The sequence below is a fragment of the Pseudomonas sp. QLc11A genome, assembly GCF_052112305.1.
GTDB lineage: Bacteria > Pseudomonadota > Gammaproteobacteria > Pseudomonadales > Pseudomonadaceae > Aquipseudomonas > Aquipseudomonas laurylsulfatiphila.
This window is the reverse complement of sequence record NZ_JAVAJJ010000003.1, coordinates 54,040-74,352: the sequence shown is the minus strand read 5'-3', so window position 1 is coordinate 74,352 and position 20,313 is coordinate 54,040. Positions and strand designations below refer to the sequence as shown.

Sequence of the window (20,313 nt, the reverse complement as noted above, 5' to 3'; positions counted from 1 at the left end):
AGAAAAATCTGAACTAAGTATTTGCCCGTAGCGATTCTTCCCGGCCACTACATTTCGCAGAATCGGTGCCACAAGGTGCGCTCGTACTTCCGTGAACGGCGCAACCACATAAATAAAACAACGACGATGAGGCCCTACCCGTGGACAAGATTCTTCACCAACCACTGGGCGGCAACGAAATGCCGCGCTTCGGCGGCATCGCCACCATGATGCGACTCCCCCACTTGAATACCGCTGCCGGTCTGGACGCTGCCTTCGTTGGCGTGCCGCTGGACATCGGTACCTCGCTGCGCCCTGGCACCCGTTTCGGGCCTCGCGAAATCCGTGCTGAATCGGTGATGATTCGCCCGTACAACATGGCCACTGGCGCTGCACCGTTCGACTCACTGTCGGTTGCCGACATCGGCGACATCGCGATCAACACCTTCAACCTGCTGGATGCCGTGCGGATCATCGAGGAGTCCTACGACAACATCCTCGAACACGACGTGATCCCCCTGACCCTGGGCGGCGACCACACCATCACCCTGCCGATCCTGCGTGCCATCCACAAGAAGCACGGCAAGGTCGGCCTGGTGCACATCGACGCTCACGCTGATGTGAACGATCACATGTTCGGCGAGAAAATCGCCCACGGCACCACGTTCCGTCGCGCCGTTGAAGAAGGCCTGATTGACCCGGACCGCGTGGTGCAGATCGGCCTGCGCGCCCAGGGCTACACCGCTGACGACTTCAACTGGAGCCGCAACCAGGGCTTCCGTGTGGTTCAGGCCGAAGAGTGCTGGCACAAATCGCTGGAGCCATTGATGGCTGAAGTCCGCGAGAAAGTCGGTGGCGGTCCTGTCTACCTGAGCTTCGACATCGACGGTATCGACCCGGCCTGGGCACCAGGCACCGGCACCCCGGAAATCGGCGGCCTGACCACCATCCAGGCGATCGAGATCGTTCGTGGCTGCCAAGGCCTCGACCTGGTCGGTTGCGATCTGGTAGAAGTCTCGCCCGCTTACGACACCACCGGCAACACCTCGCTGCTGGCCGCCAACCTGCTGTACGAAATGCTCTGCGTACTGCCTGGCGTAGTCCACCGCTGAGGGTTGGTCATGAATGAACGCGATCAGGTTCTGAAAGCCGCCGCCGACCTGGTGTCCGCTTTTGCCCGTAACGATCGCGAAGCCTACTTCGGCGCTTTCAGCTTTGAAGCCAGCTTCGTCTTCTACACCCTCGAAAAGCCCCTGCTGTCGCGCGACGCCTACCAGGCGATGTGGGACAGCTGGCGCGCCGAGGATGGCTTCGAGGTGCTCTCGTGCACCTCGAGCAACGCTTTCGTCAGCCTGCAGGGTGACGTGGCGATTTTCATCCATGACGTCGCCACCGAGCTGCGCATGCAAGGGGAGCAGCACTTTAGCCAGGAGCGCGAGACGATTGTTTTCAAGAAACAAGCGTCTGGCCAAGAACAACAAGGCCTATGGCTGGCCTGTCACGAACACTTATCCGCCTTGCCGGAAGGGCTGCCACCCCCTTAGCCAAACAGGTGACGCTCACGCACGATGAGCGCGCCTTTATGATCGGAGCAGATCATGAATAACAACAACAAAGACCAAAGCCTTACGCAAATTGAAACCCACGGGGTCGAACAGATCCCGGACAACGAACGCACCGCAGGCCCGACGGACTTGTTCCGGATGATCTTCGGTGGTTCCAACACCTTTGCAACCGCCGTTCTCGGCAGTTTCCCGGTCCTGTTCGGCCTGTCTTTCCAGGCGGGCGTCTGGGCGATTGTGCTGGGCGTGTTGCTGGGTTCGCTGATCCTCGCGCCAATGGGCCTGTTCGGCCCGATCAACGGCACCAACAACGCCGTGTCTTCCGGTGCTCACTTCGGCGTGCATGGGCGGATCGTCGGTTCGTTCCTGTCGCTGTTGACCGCCATCGCCTTCTTCTCGCTCTCGGTGTGGAGTTCGGGTGATGCGCTGATCGGTGGGGCCAAACGCCTGGTCGGTCTGCCGGAAACCGACCTGACCCTGGGCCTGGCCTACGGTCTGTTCGCGATCCTGGTGCTGACGGTGTGCATCTATGGCTTCCGCTTCCTGCTGTGGGTCAACAAGATCGCGGTGTGGAGTGCCAGCCTGCTGTTCCTGCTGGGTGCCTTCGCCTTCGCAGGTCCCTTCGACGTGAACTACGCCGGCACGGTGAACATGGGTCAGCCAGGTTTCTGGGCCGCCTTCATCGGTGCAGCACTGGTGGCCATGAGCAACCCGATTTCCTTCGGTGCGTTCCTCGGCGACTGGTCGCGCTACATTCCGCGTGACACCTCCAAGCGCCGCATCATGGCGGCGGTGGTGATTTCGCAGATCGCAACGTTCATCCCGTTCCTGTTCGGCCTGACCACCGCCACCATCGTAGCGATCAAGGCACCGGACTACATCGCGGCCAACAACTATGTCGGCGGCCTGCTGGCGGTATCGCCGAGCTGGTTCTTCCTGCCGGTGTGCCTGATCGCGGTGATCGGCGGCATGTCCACCGGCACCACTTCGCTGTACGGCACCGGCCTGGACATGTCCAGCGTATTCCCACGGGTACTGTCGCGGGTCAAGGCCACGCTGCTGATCGGTGTGATGTCGATTGCCTTCATCTTCATCGGGCGCTTCGCGGCCAACCTGGTGCAGAGCGTGTCGACTTTCGCCGTGCTGATCATCACCTGCACCACCCCCTGGATGGTGATCATGATCATCGGCCTGCTGGTGCGTCGCGGCTTCTACTGCCCGGATGACCTGCAAGTGTTCACCCGCGGCGAGAAAGGTGGCCGTTACTGGTTCACCCACGGCTGGAACTGGCGTGGCCTGGGTGCCTGGATCCCGAGCGCTGCCGTCGGCCTGTGCTTTGTGAACCTGCCGGGTCAGTTTGTCGGGCCGCTGGGCGAATTGGCCGGTGGCATCGACATTAGCCTGCCCGTGACCTTGGGCCTGGCCTCGCTGGTGTACCTGGCGCTGCTGAGCCTGTTCCCGGAATCGCGCGAAGTGTTCGGCCCGAACGATGTTCGTAGCCGTGGTGCCAGCGCCGTTGCAAAACCTGAAATACGTCAGCCCGCCTGACACAGATCCACTTGTGGGAGCGAGCCTGCTCGCGAAGACGGCGGCACATTCAACATCGATGTGACTGACCGAACGCCTTCGCGAGCAGGCTCGCTCCCACAGAAAGCAGCCCCACAGAAACGCCTTTGTTTCACATAAAAAAGACAATCGGAGAAACGCCATAATGGCTTTGGATTTATTCGTCGTACTCATCTACGCAGCCGCGATGCTGATACTCGGCTATTACGGCATGCGCAAGGCCAAGACCAACGAAGACTTTTTGGTCGCCGGTCGCAACCTCGGCCCAAGCCTTTACATGGGCACCATGGCTGCCACTGTTCTGGGCGGCGCGTCCACCGTGGGCACCGTGCGTCTGGGCTACGTGCATGGCATCTCCGGTTTCTGGCTATGCGCCGCGCTGGGTTGCGGGATCGTGGCGCTGAACCTGTTCCTCGCCAAACCGCTGCTGAAACTGAAGATCTACACCGTTACCCAGGTGCTGGAAAAACGCTACAACCCGATGGCCCGCTCCGCGAGCGCGGTGATCATGCTGGCCTACGCGCTGATGATCGGTGTCACCTCGATCCTGGCGATTGGCACCGTTCTGCAAGTGTTGTTCGGCCTGCCGTTCTGGATCTCGGTATTGCTGGGCGGTGGCGTCGTGGTGATCTACTCGGCCATTGGCGGCATGTGGTCCCTGACCCTGACCGATATCGTCCAGTTCGTGATCAAGACCGTGGGCCTGATGTTCATCCTGCTGCCAATCTGCATGTACCGCGTCGGCGGCTGGGATGAACTGGTAACGAAACTGCCGGCGGCGAGCTTCAGCTTCACCACCATCGGCTGGGACACCATCATCACCTACTTCATGATCTACTTCTTCGGCATCCTGATCGGTCAGGACATCTGGCAACGGGTGTTCACCGTCAAGACCGCCAAAGTGGCTCAGGTTGCCGGTACCGCCGCCGGTATCTACTGCATCCTCTACGGCCTGGCCTGCGCCCTGATCGGCATGGCTGCACACGTACTGATCCCGGATCTGGACAACGTCAACAACGCCTTCGCCGCCATCGTCAAACTGTCCCTGCCGGACGGTATCCGTGGCCTGGTGATCGCTGCCGCACTGGCCGCCATGATGTCCACCGCCAGCGCCGGCCTGCTGGCCGCTGCCACCACCCTGACCGAAGACCTGCTGCCGAAACTGCGTGGCGGCAAACAGTCGAGCCTGGGCCTCAACCGTCTGGTCACCATGCTGACCGGTATTGTGGTGCTGGGTATCGCCCTGGTGGTCAACGACGTGATCAGCGCCCTGACCCTGGCCTACAACCTGTTGGTAGGCGGCATGCTGATCCCGCTGATGGGCGCGATCTTCTGGAAACGCGCCACCACCGCCGGCGCCATCGCCAGCATGGGCATGGGCTTCGCCACCGCGCTGCTGTTCATGTTCAAGGACGGCCTGGACGCCAACACCCCGATCTACTACAGCCTCGGTGTAGGCCTTGTGAGCTTCGTGGTGGTGAGCTTGATGTCCCGCCGCACGGCAGCAGTGGCAAGCGCCGCCTAAGCTGAAACATAACGACTCGATGCTTTCTTCGACGGGTGTGGCGTCGGTTGCCACACTCGTTTTTTTTCGTCTGAAGGAAACTGCTCATGAAGATCGTCAGCCGCGACCAGTGGTTCGAAGTCAAACATCTCAGCGACGGTATCCGCTTGATTCACGAGCCATACATCCGGCCTTTCTACCGCTGCAACCTCTGGCACATCCAGGGCCGTGACAAGGACCTGCTGCTGGACAGCGGCTCGGGCCTGGTCAGCCTGCGCGAGCAACTGCCATGGATCACCGAGCGGCCGCTGGTGGCCGTGGCCAGCCACTGCCATTTCGATCACATCGCCGGTCATCACGAATTCGCCGAGCGCCTGGTGCATCCGGCCGAGGCGGACATTCTGGCTGCGCCGGATGGCGACAACGACTTGAGCAAAGCCTTTGTCGGCGACGACATGTTCGAGGCGCACCCCGATTGCCCGCTGTGCTACGCCGAATACCGGGTCAAGGCCGCGCCGGCCACGGGGTTTGTCGAAGATGGAGATGTGCTGGACCTGGGCAACCGCGTGTTGCAGGTCGTGCACACACCGGGACACTCACCGGGTGGCATCTGCCTGTACGAAGCCGCCACCGAGACCTTGTTCAGCGGCGACATCATCTACGACGGGCCGCTGATCGAAGACGCCTACCATTCCAACCTCGAGGACTACGCACGCAGCCTGCAACGCCTGCATGCGCTGCCGATCCGCACGGTGCATGGCGGGCATTTCGGCAGTTTTTCCGGAGAGCATTTGCGCGGCATGATTGACGAATGGCAACGCTCACACGGCTAAAGCCTGCTGTACTCAACGGCAGGGAATGCACCGACAGGGAGAACTGCTCCCACCTCCTCGAAGAACGATCATGAAAGAAGCCGCCCTTCGTGCTGTCGTACATCGCTACATCAGCCGCCTGCTGGAAGGTCGGGATGACTTCGACGACAACGCCAGCCTGGCGCAGTTGGGATTGGACAAAAAAGATATCGAAGAGCTGATCTTCCATCTGGAAGATGAGCTGGGTGTGACGGCGTTTACTGACGAGGAAGATCAGATGCTCAATAGCGCAAAAACGGCCAATGACATCAGCCGTTTTCTGATTCAGATCAGCAGGCATTAAATGATAGCCAAATACACCTGACTTAAGTGTTCGCGACTTTCAAATCACCACTCATCGGAACTGTTATTTCTGACAGTAGCTTGGCTTTTCCATCGAAGACTACTTTAGAAATGCCGACTCGAACTCAAAGGGTACCGGCTCTATTCTTTATTAGAATGAGGTGTTGAGATGGAAGATCCAAAAGCAACTCACCCGCCAGCTCCCGTCCTGCCGACCGAAGTCAAGGCGGGAGATTGGGTGTTTTTGAACGGGTATAACGCTGGGGTTTTCTCTGGACTGTATAGTTTTCAATTTACAGGAAAACAAGAAGAGGCTCCAGGGTATCGTTATGCGCTCCGGCGTAGCAGCAAAAATGAAGTGTACTTTCAGGTCTTTGGCGGTCAGTTAGGAACTTTTGAAGTCTCGGGTATTTATGCCGACGATAGCCCGATCCCCGCTAAGGATCGCAGCTTTGGCACTATGCGTATTTCCCCGAATGACTAATGTGTCCGAAAAGAAGTTAAGAAAGTGCTTCAAACGGTGAAACACCACGCATGATAAATGAGTGGTGAAATACTATTGTCGCCTCAGAATAGTGCCCTCGAACCACAGCGCTCGCACGATACAGGCCGTAATCGCGTGAGCGCTTCAGCGCTTACCTGCGGCGTGGTCGACGCTGCTCGTCGTCAGTACGAACAGGTACGGGCTGCATTGGCGGTTCGATCAAGCCGAGCGCCACGCCCAGGTCATGCAGCCAGTTTTGGATTTTCTCTTTCATGGTGCCCCCTTCAGGGTAGTGCCGAGCGGCCAAAATTCTGTAGCCCCTTCGCACTGATAATAGTCCGAAGTCCTACGCAATGCTCGTGCAAAGTCGCAATGATCTGTTACTGAATCCATCACAATCAGCCGGCGTTCAGGCAATTTCACGCGCCTGCACCGGTGCCTGCGGAAAAACCGCCTGTTGCTGCTCGATCCAGGCATTCAGGTTGGCCCCGACCATGCCCTTGCGCCACATCAGCCAGGTGGTCGCGCTGGCAAACGGCTCGGCCAACGGATGCACGGCCACACTCTCGCGGCCCGGCAGGCTGGCAAGCATCGACTCCGACATCAGCGCCACACCGGAACCGGCAATCACACACGCAAGCATTCCCGGATAGGACTCGATCTCCATCGCCCGGCCCATCGCCGCATGGTCATGGGCGAACCAGGCCTCCAGGCGCATGCGATAGGAGCAGCCCTGGCGAAAGGTGAACACCGAGCGACCTTCCACATCCAGCGCGCTGCGCACGGGCGGATGATCGGCCTCGCTGATCAGCACCAGGCGCTCGTCGCACAAGGGCACACCGTCGAGCCCGGCCAGCTCCATAGGGCCATCCACCAGCGCCGCATCGAGTCGACCGGTGAGCAGGCCTTCGAGCAATTCACCGCTGGGGCCGGATTGCACTTGCAGGTTCACCGCCGGATACAAGCGGTGATAGCGCGCCAACAACCCCGGGAGGTGAATAGCCGCCGTGCTGTACATGGTGCCGAGCACGAAGTCGCCCGCCGGTTGCCCGCCCTGCACAGCCGCGCTGGCTTCGTCGCGCAAGGCAAACAACCTGGCGGTGTAGTCCAGCAGGACTTTTCCCGCAGGCGACAGCTGCAAGCGCTGACGCTCGCGCAGGAACAGTTCTACACCCAGTTGCTCTTCCAGCTGTTTGAGCCGGGTCGACAGGTTCGACGGCACTCGATGCAGCCGTTCGGCGGCCCGGGTTATGGACCCTTCCTGCGCCACCGCCTGGAAGATGCGTAATTGGCTGAACTCCACGACATTCTCCAAAAAAGAACAAGTTACTCACTATTATTCATTTTTAAAGAAAGTCAATCAGCCCTAGCCTGACGGTCATCGATCCTCTGAACGGTATCCAGACCATGTCTCCCCTGATTCGCTTATCCGCCAGTTTCGTTGCCCTGATGATGGCCATGGGCATCGGCCGTTTTGCCCTGACGCCGCAACTGCCACACCTGCTCAGCGAAGGTCAGATCGACCTGACCGCCGCCGGGCTGATTGCCGCCGCCAACTACTTCGGTTATTTCATCGGCGCGGTGGACGCCATGTTTTCCCGACGTCCCGCGCAAGTGCGCCGGCGCCTGCTGGGCGGGTTGTGGCTCTGCGTGTTGCTGACCCTGGCATCGTTCTGGGCCAACGGGTTCTGGTCGCACCTGCTGCTGCGCTTCGGTACCGGAGTGGCCAGCGCCTGGGTGTTGGTGATGATCACCGCACTGAGCCAGCCGCTCGCGGCAGCGGCCGGCCGTCCCCGGCTCGGCGCTCTGGTCTTCGCCGGACCGGGCCTGGGGATTTTTCTCACAGGCCTATTGGCCCTGGGCTCAAATCTGCTGGGCCAGAGTTCCGCCACCTTGTGGCTGGTTTACGCCGCCGCAGGGCTGGCGATGCTGCTGGGGGTTCTGCCGTTCCTGCCGCAAGCGAGCGCAATCGCGACCGCTGCACCCGGCGCCAGCGCATCGGGCACTCAAGGCATCGCTCGCCTGGGCTTGATCTACGGCTTGTACGGGTTGGGCTACATCATCCCGGCGACCTTTCTGTCGCAAATGGCCAATGCGCAATTCCATGGCCAATGGCAGGCCGACCTGTTCTGGCCGTGCTTCGGTCTTGCCGCGGCTACGGGTGTGGTGCTGGTGAGTCTGCGTCACCAAAAGGCGGGCGCAACACGGCGCTGGTTGATGGCAACGTTATGGCTGCAAGCCGCTGGCGTGTTTGCCTGCCTGCTGGCCAACGGTCCGGGGCTGGCATTGGGTGTGATCCTGTGCGGCACGCCGTTCCTGGCCTGCATGCAACTGGTGATCCAGCGATCCCGGGAACTGGCCCCCCATGCCACCCAGCGCAATGCCGGCCTGCTGACGGCCTGCTTTGCCGTAGGCCAGCTCAGCGGGCCATTGCTGGCGGCGCTCAGCAGTCATTTCAGTGGCGGCCTGCAGCCGGCACTGGTGGTCGCCGGCTGCGGCTTGCTGATCGCCGGCGGTCTGTTGCTCACGCCGGTCAGTGCTGCCCCAGAGCTTTGCGCAAACGACGGCGCAGCCACTGCTCGGCGCTGACAAAGGTGATGCCCGCCAACACCAGCACTGCGCCGAGAATGAAGTTCAGGCTCAGCTCCTCGCCCAGCAGCACGACACCAAAGGTGACGCCAAACAACGGCGTCATGAACGAAAACACCGCGAGGTTCGCCGCCAGGTATCGGCGCAACAGCCAGAACCAGACCAGGTAACTGAAGAACGACACGACCACGCCCTGAAACAGCACACTGGTGACCGCCACGGTGGTCAGGCTGACATGGGTGATCTGGCCGCTGAGCAGAGCGATCAACAGCAAACCGAAAAAACCGACAATCAACTGATAGAACAGCGTCAGGGTCACCGGTGCTTCCGACAGGCGCGAGGCGCGCACCACCACCGTGGTCGCGCCCCAGGCGGCCCCCGCCAGCACCCCCAGGGCGTCGCCCATCAACATCCGGTAATCAAGGTTGTCCCAGGACACCCCGCCGGCAAACGCGATGGCAATCCCGATAAAGGCCAGGACAATCCCCAGCCATTGCAGGGGTCGCAAACGCTCACTGGGCAATAACCAGTGCACACCCAATGCCGTGAAGATCGGCGCGGTGTAGAGGAACACCGACATGTGCGCCGCCGTGGTCAGTTGCAGACCTTCGGAAATGAAGAAGAACTCCAGGCCGAACAAGGCACCGGCCAGCAGACCGCCACGCCAGGTCGTACTCACCTGGTTCCAGCCGCCTTTCCAGCAGATCAGCAGCCCGACCAGCAACGCCGACATGCCGGAACGTCCGGCCGCCTGCATCACCGGCGCGATATCGGCCGCCGCCCACTTGATCATCACCTGCTGAACGCCCCAGACCAGGCACAATCCGACCATCACTTGCAGGGCAAACCCGTCGGTACTGCGCCGGGTGACGCTCACCGGAACACCTCGAAGACACAATCCATGGCAAAGACTCGGCAGTAAAAGCAAAACCCCGGTCTTCTCGTTGAAAAGAAACCACCGGGGCGAAAAATCATGTTTTCGATTATCAACCAGAAGGCCAGAAAATGCCGCCTGCCAGAGACCTCTACTTCTCCGCCTGCGCCATCCTGGCTCTCTGTATTGTCAGAACCTCAACTGAGATCAATGCGATCGGCATGAATGACAATCTGGCCATTCTTGTACAACGCGCCAATGGCCTTCTTGAAGTTGCCCTTGCTGACACCGAACAGACTGCTGATCAACGCCGGATCGCTCTTGTCGCTCACGGCCAGGGTGCCGTTGTTTTCACGCAACTTGGCGAGGATCTTCGAGTTCAGGCTGGTGGCCGCTTCCTGACCGACCGGCTGCAGGCTCAGGCTGATCTTGCCGTCGGCGCGAACTTCCTTGATGAAACCCTTTTCTTCTTTACCGGCGCGCATGAACTTGAAGATTTCGTTCTTGTGGATCAGGCCCCAATGCTTGTTGTTGATGATGGCCTTGAAGCCCATGTCCGTGGCTTCGGCCACCAGCAAGTCCACTTCCTGGCCAGCCGTGTAGTTGGCCGGGGTCTTGTCCAGGTAGCGGTCCAGGCGCGCGGTCGCGGTGATGCGGCGGGTGTGCTTGTCGAGGTAGACGTGTACCACCACGTACTCGCCCGCCGTCATCTGACGCTTCTCTTCGGAGAACGGCAGCAACAGATCCTTGGGCAAGCCCCAGTCCAGGAATACGCCGATGCTGTTGACTTCAACAACTTTCAAACTGGCGAATTCACCCACTTGAACTTTCGGCTTTTCAGTAGTGGCGATGAGTTTGTCATCGCTGTCCAGATATATAAAAACGTTGAGCCAGTCTTCATCTTCGCTAGGAATATCTTTTGGAATATAACGATTTGGCAGAAGGATTTCGCCATCCGCGCCACCGTCCAGATATAAACCGAAGTTAGTGTGTTTAACCACTTGCAAACTGTTGTAACGCCCGACTAAAGCCATGTCCAATACCCTCATTGCGTGGGCGGCATTCTACCCGGTTTTAAGCGCCGCGTTCGGCCCCCGACCCGGTGGCACGAGAAAATCCTCTGAAGGCCTTGATTTTCAGGGGTTTTCATCGCTTGCCTGGCCGCTCGTCAGACCGATCCGGGCATTCAGACCATACCCAGACAAGCGTGGCGCAGTATTTTTCAAGGCAATGTTCTTATTTAAAACAGCGGCTTAGACGCATATTTCGAATATTGTCCGAGGACTGATTACCCAGATCTCATGATTATTGCGAGGGGATATTTGCCAAGCAATTATCAGGTAAATCCTGTACGATGCCTGGCCAAGTTAATTTTCTACAGGTTAATGGCCGCCATGCGCGTAAAAGCATCCACCAGCAAAGCAAAGCCAGCTCCAGCCGTTGAAACCAGCGAGTCGATCAACAGTCAGATCGCAGCGTTCCTCAAGTCCGGCGGTGAAATCCAGCAAATTGCCAAAGGCGTCAGCGGCCAGACGTTCGGCCCGTCCAAGCAGATCACCCTGGGCAAAAAGTAAACCCACGCGTCACCTGGTCCCAAAGCGCTTTGAGCCTCGAAGCGCTTGGACTGGAACCCTCGTCACTCCCTCGCCCCCCCTTCAAATCCATGGAAATCGACGAACGGCCTTCGCTGCCGATCATTCGCCGGTATCCTTGCAAGCGTCTGGATCAAGCGTTTCAGCGGGCTCGCCAGCCTGCCCTCGCTGTTCATGGAGTGACGCATGTTCAAACCTTCCTGTTTATCGGCATTGCTCGGCGGTCTGTTGGTTTGCTCCGCAGCACACGCACAAATCTTTCAGCGTGAACTGGGTGCCTTCGATCTCAAACTCGGCACCACCCCCACCCGCAGCATGGCCCAAGGCCTGGTCAAACCCTCGGCCGTCGGTTCGTTCCACGGAGGCCTGGACCTGAGCCACGACAGCGGCTTCTACGTAGGCCAATGGTCACCCAGCATGGGCATCAGCCCGGGGAAAGACCTCGAGATCGATTCCTACGCGGGCTTTAAACACCCCTTCGACCAAACCCTCGGCTACGAGGTGGGCCTGATCCGCTACAGCTACCCCGAAGTCACCATCCCTGACAGCCAGGAACTGTTCGGCGGCCTGACCTTGCTCGGCAGCCGTTTCGGCATAGCCTTCAGCAACGACCCGGACAAACAGAACAACACGCTGTTCGCTGATTTGAGCGGCAATCAACCGTTCGGTGTCGGCATCAGCCTGAAATACACCACCCACCAATTCAATACACCAGTGGCGGTGGATGGCGGGTATGTAGGCAGCTTTACCGATTGGTCGCTGAAATTGTCCCGCCCGTTCATGGGCATCGACCTCGACCTGATCTACAGTGACTCCAGCCTGAGCGGCAGCGGTTGCTCGGCCTATGCCGGGCACAACAGCCAATGCGACGGGCTGGTGACGCTCAAGGCCGAACACGCGTTCTATTGATCGGCTGAACTGCCGGCCCCCTCCTGGGCTCACAAGAGAATCAGACCCCGAAGACTGGCTTTCGCAAGGATTCGCCCATGTCCCGCTGGCTCAAACATATCGCCGTTGTGTTGACCGTTACCCTCGCCCTCGGCGCGTGCAGCCGCGTGGGCCTGGCCTACCGCAATCTCGATGTGATCATCCCGTGGACGCTCAGCGACTACCTGGACATGAACGGCGAGCAGAAAAGCTGGCTGGACGAACGCTTGAAGGAACACCTGAGCTGGCACTGCACCACCCAACTGCCCGGCTATCTCGACTGGCTGGACCGCCTGCAAACCATGATCGCGACCAACCAGGTCACCGATGCCGCCTTGCAGGCCCGCGCCCAAGAAGCCGAACAGGCGATCGCCGAGACCGCGCGGGAAATCACCCCGTCGGCCATCGAGTTGCTGCAAGGGCTGGATGACAAGCAAGTCGCCGAAATGAACGATGCCTTCGCCAAGGACCGGCGCAAACGCCAGGCGGAATACCTCAAGCCCACCCTCGACCAACAGATCAAGGAGCGCAGCGCGCGCATGGAGAAGCGCCTGAACGACTGGCTCGGCCCACTGAGCAACACCCAGCAACAGCGGGTCACCACATGGTCCAGGGCCTTGGGTGATCAGAATACGCAGTGGCTGGCCAATCGTGTCCATTGGCAGAAACAGTTCAGCGCGGCCGTTGCGCAACGCCAGAGTCCACAATTCCCACAACGAATCGAGACACTTCTGATCAATCGCCAGAGTTTGTGGACACCCGCCTATCGTAAGGCCTTTGCCAACACCGAGGCCCAGGCACGTTCGCTGTTCGTGGATCTCATGGCTGCAAGCACACCGAGCCAGCGTGAGCGTCTGCTGCAGAAAATCGAGGGTGTGAGGAAGGATTTCAGTGATCTGAAGTGCCTGAAAGCGGCGAAACAAGGCTAAGCCCAAAACAAACCCCATGTGGGAGCGAGCCGGCTCCGGGCGGCGATCCGACGATAACGGTCTCACATTCAATATCAATCCTGAATGTGATGGCCTCTTCGCGAGCAGGCTCGCTCCCACAGGGTGTACACGTACATCAGGCAATCTGCGCCTTCGACGCCACCTGATCAAACGTCATCTCATCCAGCGCATCCTCCTGTTCATCGAGCACCTGCCGCGGGTGATCATTACCGGGAATACTGCTGTCGAGCAGACTCAATAAGCACGAACCCCGCGCCGTCAAAATGTAATTGGCACCCGTACCCCCTTCCTCCTCCGGTCGCGGCGCGATATAGCCACGCATCAGCAGCAGCTTTTCGTACTCGCCAGCCACCGTTTTCAAGTGATCAAGATTATCTATCGACTCGCCTTCCGCGGCCTTCTGCGCCGCATGCTGTTCGGCGTAAGGCCGCGGCGTGAAGTTGTGGCCCGCGCTGTTTTGCGCTTCATGCAGCAAGCGCTCAATCAAGTCCCAGTTGTAAGTCGTCATCCTGATTCAACCTCCGGTGTCCGTTCGATGGATGCCCGTGCAATTGAACGGGCCTTACAGGTTGTGACCGGTGCGCCCGGCAGCCGTTCAGACAGCCTTTCGCTGACGACCGACCGGCGGCATGTCGAATTCCACCCAAGCCAAACGACTAGTCTGTGTAGGTCACCTCCCAGCCCCACGCAGGAGAAAACAACATGAACATCCAGAATCACCCCGTCGTGTCGCGGGAAGAATGGCTCGCTGCCCGCAAACAACACCTGATCCACGAGAAAGCCTTCACCAGGGAACGGGACAAACTCAGCGCCGAACGCCGCGCCCTGCCCTGGGTGAAAATCGACAAGGACTACCATTTCCAAGGGGCCAATGGCGAACTGAAACTGGCGGACCTGTTCGGCGACCGCAGTCAGTTGGTCATCTACCACTTCATGTTCGCCGAGGGCTGGGACGAGGGCTGCCCCGGCTGCTCGTACCTCAGCGATCACATCGACGGCGCCAACCAGCACCTGGCCCACCACGACATTGCAGTGGTGGCGGTTTCCCACGCACCCTTCGATGAATTCCAGGCGTTCAAGCGGCGCATGGGCTGGAAGTTCGACTGGGTGTCGTCGGCAGGATGCGACTTCAACTACGACTTTGGCGTCTGTGCCCGGGCCGAAGAGGTCGCCGCAGGAAAGGCTACGTATAACTACGAAAAAACCGACGGCGCCGAGGAAGAACTCCCTGGTCTCAGCGTGTTTTATCGCAATGAAGCCGGCGAAATCTTCCACACCTACTCCACCTATGCCCGCGGCCTGGACATGCTGGTTGGCGCCTACAACTACCTAGACCTGACGCCCAAGGGTCGCAACGAGGAGGAAATCATGGAGTGGGTGCGCCACCATGACAAATATGAGGAACAGGCGAAGTCGAGTTGCTGCCACAGTGGTTAGCCCCAGACACCTAGGCGCGGCCTTCGCGGGCAAGCCCGCTCCCACAGTTTTCTGTGTTGTTCACAAAACCCGTGGGCTTGCCCGCGAAGTGGCCCTGATAACCAACGCAAATATCACAGACTGAACTTTCCCCAGGGGCCAGCGCTCAACCGGATAACCCGCCTTGACCGGAGCTGAGGCCCCTGCCCATGAAACCACTGCTGAAGACGCTCACTCTCGCCGCTGCCCTCGCTTGTGCCCTGCCCGTCTGGGCCTGCACTCCCGAGGAAGCCACCGCCAAACGCGAACAACTGGCCCAGCAAGTGGCCAGGCTCACCGAGCAGAACCCGACCAAGGCCAAAGAGATCAATGACGAGTTGCAAAAAATGGATCTTGGCACTGCTTCGAAAGACTTGCCGGACAAGTGCCAGTTGATCGACCAGCGCTTGAAGGAGCTGGGCTCTGCCGAGAAGAAAACCGAAGGCTGATAAACGCCAGGTATAAAAAAACCCGGACACTGTCCGGGTTTTTCCTGGGTCGCTTACAGCAACTTACTCAGCTGCTGGCGCTTCCTGCTTGCGGCGCTTGAGCGGCGCCATGCCGTCCTTGCTGACCAGGGAGTCGCTCTTCGGCCGGTTGGCGCTCTTGCGCTTGGTCGGGGTCTTGGCGGCAGTTTTCTTCTTGTCACCCTTGGCGTCAGTCTTTTTCTTCTTCACGCCGACGGCCTTGCCCGAGGCCTTGACCTTCTTCGGTCCGCCGTAGGTGCCTTTGACTTCCTTGATGGTGCGGCGCTCGAAGCTCTGCTTGAGGTAGCGCTCGATGCTCGACATCAGGTTCCAGTCGCCGTGGCAGATCAGCGAGATGGCCAGGCCATCGTTACCGGCGCGGCCGGTACGACCGATACGGTGCACGTATTCGTCGCCACTGCGCGGCATGTCGAAGTTGATCACCAGGTCCAGGCCGTCAACGTCCAGGCCGCGAGCGGCGACGTCGGTGGCAACGAGGATTTTCACGCCGCCCTGCTTCAGGCGGTCGATCGCCAGTTTGCGATCCTTCTGGTCTTTCTCGCCGTGCAGCACGAACGCTTTGTATTCCTGCGCCACCAGGCGGCCGTAGATACGGTCGGCCATGGCCCGGGTGTTGGTGAAGACGATGGCCTTCTGGTAGGTCTCGTTGGCCAGCAGCCAGTTGACGATCTGTTCTTTGTGCTGGTTGTGGTCAGCGGTAATGATCTGCTGGCGAGTGGTGTCGTTCAGCTGGCTGACCGCGTTGAGCTGCAGGTGCTCAGGGTTGTTCAGGACCTTGGCGATCATCTCGCGCAGGCCCGAGCCACCGGTGGTGGCGGAGAACAGCATGGTTTGCTGACGGTTGGTACATTCGTCCACCAGACGCTGCACGTCTTCGGCAAAGCCCATGTCGAGCATGCGGTCGGCTTCGTCGAGCACCAGTACTTCGACTTCTTTCAAGTCGAGGTTGCCAGCGTTCAGTTGCTCGATCATCCGGCCCGGCGTACCGATCAGGATGTCCGGCACCTTGCGCAGCATCGCGGCCTGGACCTTGAAGTCTTCGCCGCCGGTGATCAGGCCGGACTTGATGAAGGTGAACTGCGAGAAGCGTTCAACTTCCTTCAGCGTCTGCTGGGCCAGTTCGCGGGTCGGCAGCAGGATCAGGGTCTTGATGCTGACGCGGATTTTCGCCGGGCCGATCAGACGGTTGAGGATGGGCAAAACGAATGCAGCGGTTTTGCCGCTACCGGTTTGCGCCGTCACCCGCAGGTCACGCCCTTGGAGCGCCAGCGGAATGGCCGCGGCTTGCACAGGCGTTGGCTCGACAAATTTCAGCTCGGCCACGGCTTTGAGCAGGCGTTCGTGCAGGGCGAATTGGGAAAACACGGGTGCTACCTCGAAGAAATGCAAAAAAACAGCTGCATAGGGTAACGGTTTCGAGCGCTCAGGCCGAGTTTCTTTATGCAAATGGCGGTAAACAGTTGGTTTTTTGTTGCCTTGTTTTTCCCAAAACACAATACAAAGCGTCTTAAATGCTCTAATCGCCTCTCGCGCCCTACAGAAGAATCGTCTTGACCATGGATATCAAACAGCTCTGGATCAACGTCCTGGACCTTTGGGGTGCCCTCGACCAGCACCCGCTCTTACATTCCAGCCTGGCGCTGCTGCTGTTGCTGGCCATTGCGCTGTTCCTCGGACGGGTGGCGCGCTACCTCATACTGCATGCGGCAAAAATGCTCAGCCGCCAGCCGGCCCTGCACTGGGTCAATGATTTTCTACAGAACAAGGTGTTTCATCGCCTGGCCCAGATCACGCCTTCGCTGGTCATCCAGTTCGGCCTCAATCTGGTGCCGGACCTGAGCAAGACCAGTCTGAATTTCCTCGGCAACGTCGCCCTGTCCTTTACCTTCCTGTTTCTGCTGCTGGCGGTCAGCGCCCTGCTCAATGCCCTGCTGGACATCTACGCCCGCACCGAACACGCCCGCACCCGCTCGATCAAGGGCTATGTGCAACTGGCAAAAATGGTGCTGTACGTGTTTGGCGCGATCATCATCGTCGCAACCTTGATCGACCGCTCGCCGCTGTTGCTGCTTTCGGGCCTGGGTGCCATGTCGGCGGTGATTCTGTTGGTCTACAAGGACACGCTGCTGTCGTTCGTCGCCAGCGTGCAATTGACCAGCAACGACATGCTGCGGGTCGGCGACTGGATCGAAATGCCCCAGGTGGGCGCCGACGGCGATGTGGTGGACATCACCTTGCACACGGTCAAGGTGCAGAACTTCGACAAGACCATCGTCTCGATTCCGACCTGGCGCCTGATGTCCGAGTCGTTCAAGAACTGGCGCGGCATGCAGGCTTCCGGTGGCCGCCGGATCAAGCGCAGCCTGTTCATCGACGCCAGCGGCGTGCGCTTCCTGCGCGACGACGAGGAGCAGAAGCTGTCGCAGGTGCACTTGCTCACCGACTACATGACTCGCAAGCAGGCCGAACTCAAGGCCTGGAACGAGGCCCAGGGCAACGTCGCAGCCATGTCGGCCAACCGCCGGCGGATGACCAACATCGGCACTTTGCGCGCCTATGCGCTGGCCTACCTGAAGAGTCACCCGGGGATCCAGCCGAACATGACCTGCATGGTCCGCCAGATGCAGACCACCGCCCAGGGCATTCCACTGGAAATCTACTGCTTTACCCGCACCACGGCGTGGGCCGACTACGAGCGGATCCAGGGGGATATTTTCGACTACCTGCTGGCGGTGCTGCCGGAGTTCGGGTTGAGCCTGTATCAGCAGCCGAGCGGGACGGATTTGCGGGCGGGGATATTGCCGGCGGTACTGGGCGCGAGCCATCTACCCGAACTGAAAAAGACGCCATGAAATGCTGTACCCGCCACGCGCGACCTGCCCATCAGCAAACGTAGGCGACACCAAGGCTATATCGGTATACTTGATCCCTTTGGCAGATGCATCGAACAATGCTCAATTCCATTCAAACATTACGCGCGCTCGCTGCATGGGTAGTGGTCTTCCACCATTACATGCAGTTAGTCCATAACTTTCAACTAACCGATCCGGTGTCCGTTTCGATGCAACGGTATGGTGCCATCGGCGTCGATTTGTTTTTTGTCATCAGTGGCTTTGTGATTTACCTTTCCGCTACCGGCAAAAAAATTTCCCCTGCAACATTCGTCCGCCATCGATTAGCAAGAATTGCCCCCGCATATTGGATGTTTACCTGTATCACTGCAGTGACATTGATTTTTTTACCCGGTTCGGTACCACTGACACTCTATGAACCCGTATTCCTGCTCAAAAGCCTGTTTTTTATCCCCGCACAGAACCCATCGGAAATCGGTTTTTATCCATTGATGACGGTTGGATGGACACTCAACTATGAGATGGTATTTTACGCCGTCTTTCTGGGCAGCCTGTTTTCCCCTGAGAAGTTCAGAGTACCCACGATCATTCTTGGCATTTTCCTGCTATACAAGGTGCTGCCGCGCCTTGGCGGCGACTTTGTTTTCTACCACAACCCCATAGTGTTTGAATTTACATTCGGAATAATCATTGCGTACGCATACCAAAGAAACCTTGTACAACGTATCCCCTTGGCTCCAGCACTGATAATGGCAGTGGCCGCCCTCGGAGTTATTATCCACTACGGTCAGACGGTTCACTCACCATGGAAATCGGGACTACCTTGCGCTGCCATTTTACTTGCTGCGCTGTCTCAAGAACGTTTCTTCTCTAGAATCGAACTGATCAATAAACTGGGCGATTGGTCATACTCGACCTACCTGTGTCATGTACTGGTGATGTCCTACATGATAAAAATCCAACAAGCTCTAAACCTCAGCCACCTCACCACGCTGGCAATGATTCTTGGGTTGATTGCTGCGATTTCGGCATTGAGTTTCAACCTCATTGAAAAACCGATATCCAGACGGGTCAAGATACGCGAGAAACGCGCATGCGCTGTCCCAACAAGCTCCCCCCAATAAAACGACAACACCTGAAGCGCTGATTGATCTTCAGGTGTTGATCCTCCGGAGGCGGTCAGCGCATCTCGGTATCGTTATGCAGTAATAGAGCAGATCGCGCGCCCAACCGACTGACCCACACCGCCAGCAAAATCACCGAACCGCCGAGCAACAATCGCCCCAGTTCTTCATGCTGGTTCCAGATCAGCAGATTGATCAGCAACCCCACGGGCACATGCAGGTTGTTCATCACCGCCAGGGTCCCGCCATTTACCATGCACGCCCCCTTGTTCCACCAATACAAACCCAGCGCAGTCGAGACCAGACCGAGGAACAGCAGCACGCCCCATTGCAAAGGCGCTTCGGGCAGGAAGTTCTGTTTGCCGAACAACAGAAACGCCGGTAATGCCACCGCCAATGCGCCAAGGTAGAAGTAGCCGAAACGTCGGTAATGCGGCAGATCGCTCGGGTGGCGGGCGACCAGGTGTTTGTAGAGCACCTGCCCGGCGGCGTAGGTGAAGTTGGCCAGTTGCAGCAGCAGGAAACCCATGAAGAAATCCGGGTTGATCCGGTCAAAGCGAATCACCGCCGCCCCCGCTACCGCCACCAGTGCCGCGACCAGGGCCCAGGGATTGAAGCGACGATTGAGTGCATCTTCGATCAGGGTCACGTGCAGCGGCGTGAGGATGGTGAACAGCAACACCTCCGGCACCGTCAGTACGCGAAAGCTCAGGTACAGGCATACGTAGGTCACCCCGAACTGCAACGCGCCGATCAGCAGCATGCCGCGCATGAACGCCGGCTCCACCGAGCGCCAGCGGGTCAGCGGGATGAACACCAGCCCTGCCAGGAGCACACGCACCAGCACCGCGAAGTAACTGTCGACATGACCGGCCAGGTATTCGCCGATCAAACTGAAGGAAAACGCCTGGATCAGCGTGACAAAAAGTAGATAGCCCATGCTCGCCTCGTTTTGAATGGCGGCGACGATAGCGGGTTTTGCTACTGATCGCGAACACCCAAACCATACAAAAATCCATTGTGGGAGCGAGCTTGCTCGCGATAGCGGTGGATCAGTCAACATCATTGTCGACTGACACTCAGTCATCGCGAGCAAGCTCGCTCCCACAGGTTTTTTAGGTGCTTGTTAAATCACAGGCAAAAAAAAGCCCGATCTCGCTAAAGCGTTCAATCGGGCCAGAGCACTCAGGAGCAACAAGTGCGAAGGGAGGTT

At 58.8% G+C, this 20,313-nt stretch carries 22 protein-coding genes; 15 read left to right on the top strand and 7 right to left on the bottom strand.

Annotated features, from left to right (window positions below; all coding sequences use genetic code 11):
• The first annotated feature begins 140 nt into the window (after window positions 1–140).
• The 7 genes from speB (at window position 141) to Q8X48_RS05730 (ending at window position 6,249) form a co-directional block, all read left to right on the top strand.
• On the top strand, window positions 141–1,091 hold the full coding sequence (gene speB, locus Q8X48_RS05760; RefSeq protein ID WP_007972517.1) for an agmatinase: 951 nt from the start codon (window positions 141–143) through the stop codon (window positions 1,089–1,091).
• Window positions 1,092–1,100: 9 nt separating this feature from the next.
• The gene (locus tag Q8X48_RS05755; protein WP_126046857.1) at window positions 1,101–1,523 is read left to right on the top strand and encodes a YybH family protein; all 423 of its coding nucleotides are present in this window, start codon (window positions 1,101–1,103) and stop codon (window positions 1,521–1,523) included.
• A 54-nt stretch (window positions 1,524–1,577) separates the two neighbouring features.
• A complete protein-coding gene (locus Q8X48_RS05750; RefSeq protein WP_126052864.1) occupies window positions 1,578–3,089 on the top strand; it encodes a purine-cytosine permease family protein in 1,512 nt (503 codons plus the stop codon).
• A 163-nt stretch (window positions 3,090–3,252) separates the two neighbouring features.
• Window positions 3,253–4,632: a sodium:solute symporter gene (locus Q8X48_RS05745; protein WP_407799411.1), complete on the top strand. Its 1,380-nt coding sequence runs from the start codon at window positions 3,253–3,255 to the stop codon at window positions 4,630–4,632.
• A gap of 86 nt (window positions 4,633–4,718) precedes the next feature.
• Window positions 4,719–5,444 carry an MBL fold metallo-hydrolase gene (locus Q8X48_RS05740; protein WP_116580303.1) on the top strand — a complete coding sequence of 242 codons (726 nt, stop codon included), beginning with the start codon at window positions 4,719–4,721 and terminating at the stop codon, window positions 5,442–5,444.
• Between the two features lie 70 nt (window positions 5,445–5,514).
• On the top strand, window positions 5,515–5,766 hold the full coding sequence (locus tag Q8X48_RS05735; RefSeq protein ID WP_126046863.1) for an acyl carrier protein: 252 nt from the start codon (window positions 5,515–5,517) through the stop codon (window positions 5,764–5,766).
• 168 nt (window positions 5,767–5,934) lie between these two features.
• The gene (locus tag Q8X48_RS05730) at window positions 5,935–6,249 is read left to right on the top strand and encodes a hypothetical protein (RefSeq protein ID WP_407799410.1); all 315 of its coding nucleotides are present in this window, start codon (window positions 5,935–5,937) and stop codon (window positions 6,247–6,249) included.
• 151 nt (window positions 6,250–6,400) lie between these two features.
• Here Q8X48_RS05730 and Q8X48_RS05725 read toward each other — a convergent pair whose 3' ends face one another.
• Window positions 6,401–6,523 carry a PA1414 family protein gene (locus Q8X48_RS05725; protein ID WP_265102312.1) on the bottom strand — a complete coding sequence of 41 codons (123 nt, stop codon included), beginning with the start codon at window positions 6,521–6,523 and terminating at the stop codon, window positions 6,401–6,403.
• 135 nt (window positions 6,524–6,658) lie between these two features.
• Complete coding sequence (gene ptrR, locus Q8X48_RS05720; RefSeq protein ID WP_407799409.1) at window positions 6,659–7,552, bottom strand: putrescine utilization regulator PtrR; 894 nt, start codon at window positions 7,550–7,552, stop codon at window positions 6,659–6,661.
• Window positions 7,553–7,656: 104 nt separating this feature from the next.
• Between ptrR and Q8X48_RS05715 the strand changes: the two genes are divergently transcribed.
• Window positions 7,657–8,838 carry an MFS transporter gene (locus tag Q8X48_RS05715; protein ID WP_407799408.1) on the top strand — a complete coding sequence of 394 codons (1,182 nt, stop codon included), beginning with the start codon at window positions 7,657–7,659 and terminating at the stop codon, window positions 8,836–8,838.
• Here the strand turns inward: Q8X48_RS05715 and Q8X48_RS05710 are convergent.
• Both Q8X48_RS05710 and Q8X48_RS05705 read right to left on the bottom strand, forming a co-directional pair.
• The gene (locus Q8X48_RS05710) at window positions 8,783–9,715 is read right to left on the bottom strand and encodes a DMT family transporter (RefSeq protein ID WP_126046871.1); all 933 of its coding nucleotides are present in this window, start codon (window positions 9,713–9,715) and stop codon (window positions 8,783–8,785) included. The genes Q8X48_RS05715 and Q8X48_RS05710 overlap by 56 nt on opposite strands.
• Window positions 9,716–9,909: 194 nt before the next feature.
• Complete coding sequence (locus Q8X48_RS05705) at window positions 9,910–10,746, bottom strand: CvfB family protein (protein WP_007972500.1); 837 nt, start codon at window positions 10,744–10,746, stop codon at window positions 9,910–9,912.
• Between the two features lie 351 nt (window positions 10,747–11,097).
• Between Q8X48_RS05705 and Q8X48_RS05700 the strand changes: the two genes are divergently transcribed.
• The 3 genes from Q8X48_RS05700 (at window position 11,098) to Q8X48_RS05690 (ending at window position 13,160) form a co-directional block, all read left to right on the top strand.
• Window positions 11,098–11,286 carry a hypothetical protein gene (locus Q8X48_RS05700; protein WP_015096330.1) on the top strand — a complete coding sequence of 63 codons (189 nt, stop codon included), beginning with the start codon at window positions 11,098–11,100 and terminating at the stop codon, window positions 11,284–11,286.
• A 204-nt stretch (window positions 11,287–11,490) separates the two neighbouring features.
• The gene (locus Q8X48_RS05695; protein ID WP_407799405.1) at window positions 11,491–12,213 is read left to right on the top strand and encodes a TorF family putative porin; all 723 of its coding nucleotides are present in this window, start codon (window positions 11,491–11,493) and stop codon (window positions 12,211–12,213) included.
• Window positions 12,214–12,290: 77 nt separating this feature from the next.
• A complete protein-coding gene (locus Q8X48_RS05690; protein ID WP_407799404.1) occupies window positions 12,291–13,160 on the top strand; it encodes a DUF6279 family lipoprotein in 870 nt (289 codons plus the stop codon).
• 136 nt (window positions 13,161–13,296) lie between these two features.
• Here Q8X48_RS05690 and Q8X48_RS05685 read toward each other — a convergent pair whose 3' ends face one another.
• Window positions 13,297–13,689, bottom strand: coding sequence for a transcriptional regulator (locus Q8X48_RS05685; RefSeq protein WP_407799403.1), 393 nt, complete (start codon window positions 13,687–13,689; stop codon window positions 13,297–13,299).
• A 194-nt stretch (window positions 13,690–13,883) separates the two neighbouring features.
• Between Q8X48_RS05685 and Q8X48_RS05680 the strand changes: the two genes are divergently transcribed.
• The gene (locus Q8X48_RS05680) at window positions 13,884–14,618 is read left to right on the top strand and encodes a DUF899 domain-containing protein (RefSeq protein WP_015096334.1); all 735 of its coding nucleotides are present in this window, start codon (window positions 13,884–13,886) and stop codon (window positions 14,616–14,618) included.
• Window positions 14,619–14,806: 188 nt separating this feature from the next.
• Window positions 14,807–15,085: a hypothetical protein gene (locus tag Q8X48_RS05675; protein ID WP_407799402.1), complete on the top strand. Its 279-nt coding sequence runs from the start codon at window positions 14,807–14,809 to the stop codon at window positions 15,083–15,085.
• 63 nt (window positions 15,086–15,148) lie between these two features.
• On the opposite strand, the gene Q8X48_RS05670 is transcribed toward Q8X48_RS05675, so the two are convergent.
• Complete coding sequence (locus Q8X48_RS05670) at window positions 15,149–16,489, bottom strand: DEAD/DEAH box helicase (protein WP_126046881.1); 1,341 nt, start codon at window positions 16,487–16,489, stop codon at window positions 15,149–15,151.
• A gap of 191 nt (window positions 16,490–16,680) precedes the next feature.
• Between Q8X48_RS05670 and Q8X48_RS05665 the strand changes: the two genes are divergently transcribed.
• Entirely contained in the window at window positions 16,681–17,976 is a 1,296-nt protein-coding gene (locus Q8X48_RS05665; RefSeq protein ID WP_407799401.1) for a mechanosensitive ion channel family protein, read from the top strand.
• Between the two features lie 98 nt (window positions 17,977–18,074).
• A complete protein-coding gene (locus tag Q8X48_RS05660; RefSeq protein WP_407799400.1) occupies window positions 18,075–19,100 on the top strand; it encodes an acyltransferase family protein in 1,026 nt (341 codons plus the stop codon).
• 55 nt (window positions 19,101–19,155) lie between these two features.
• Here Q8X48_RS05660 and Q8X48_RS05655 read toward each other — a convergent pair whose 3' ends face one another.
• Window positions 19,156–20,040 carry a carboxylate/amino acid/amine transporter gene (locus Q8X48_RS05655; protein WP_407799399.1) on the bottom strand — a complete coding sequence of 295 codons (885 nt, stop codon included), beginning with the start codon at window positions 20,038–20,040 and terminating at the stop codon, window positions 19,156–19,158.
• Window positions 20,041–20,313 lie beyond the last annotated feature (273 nt).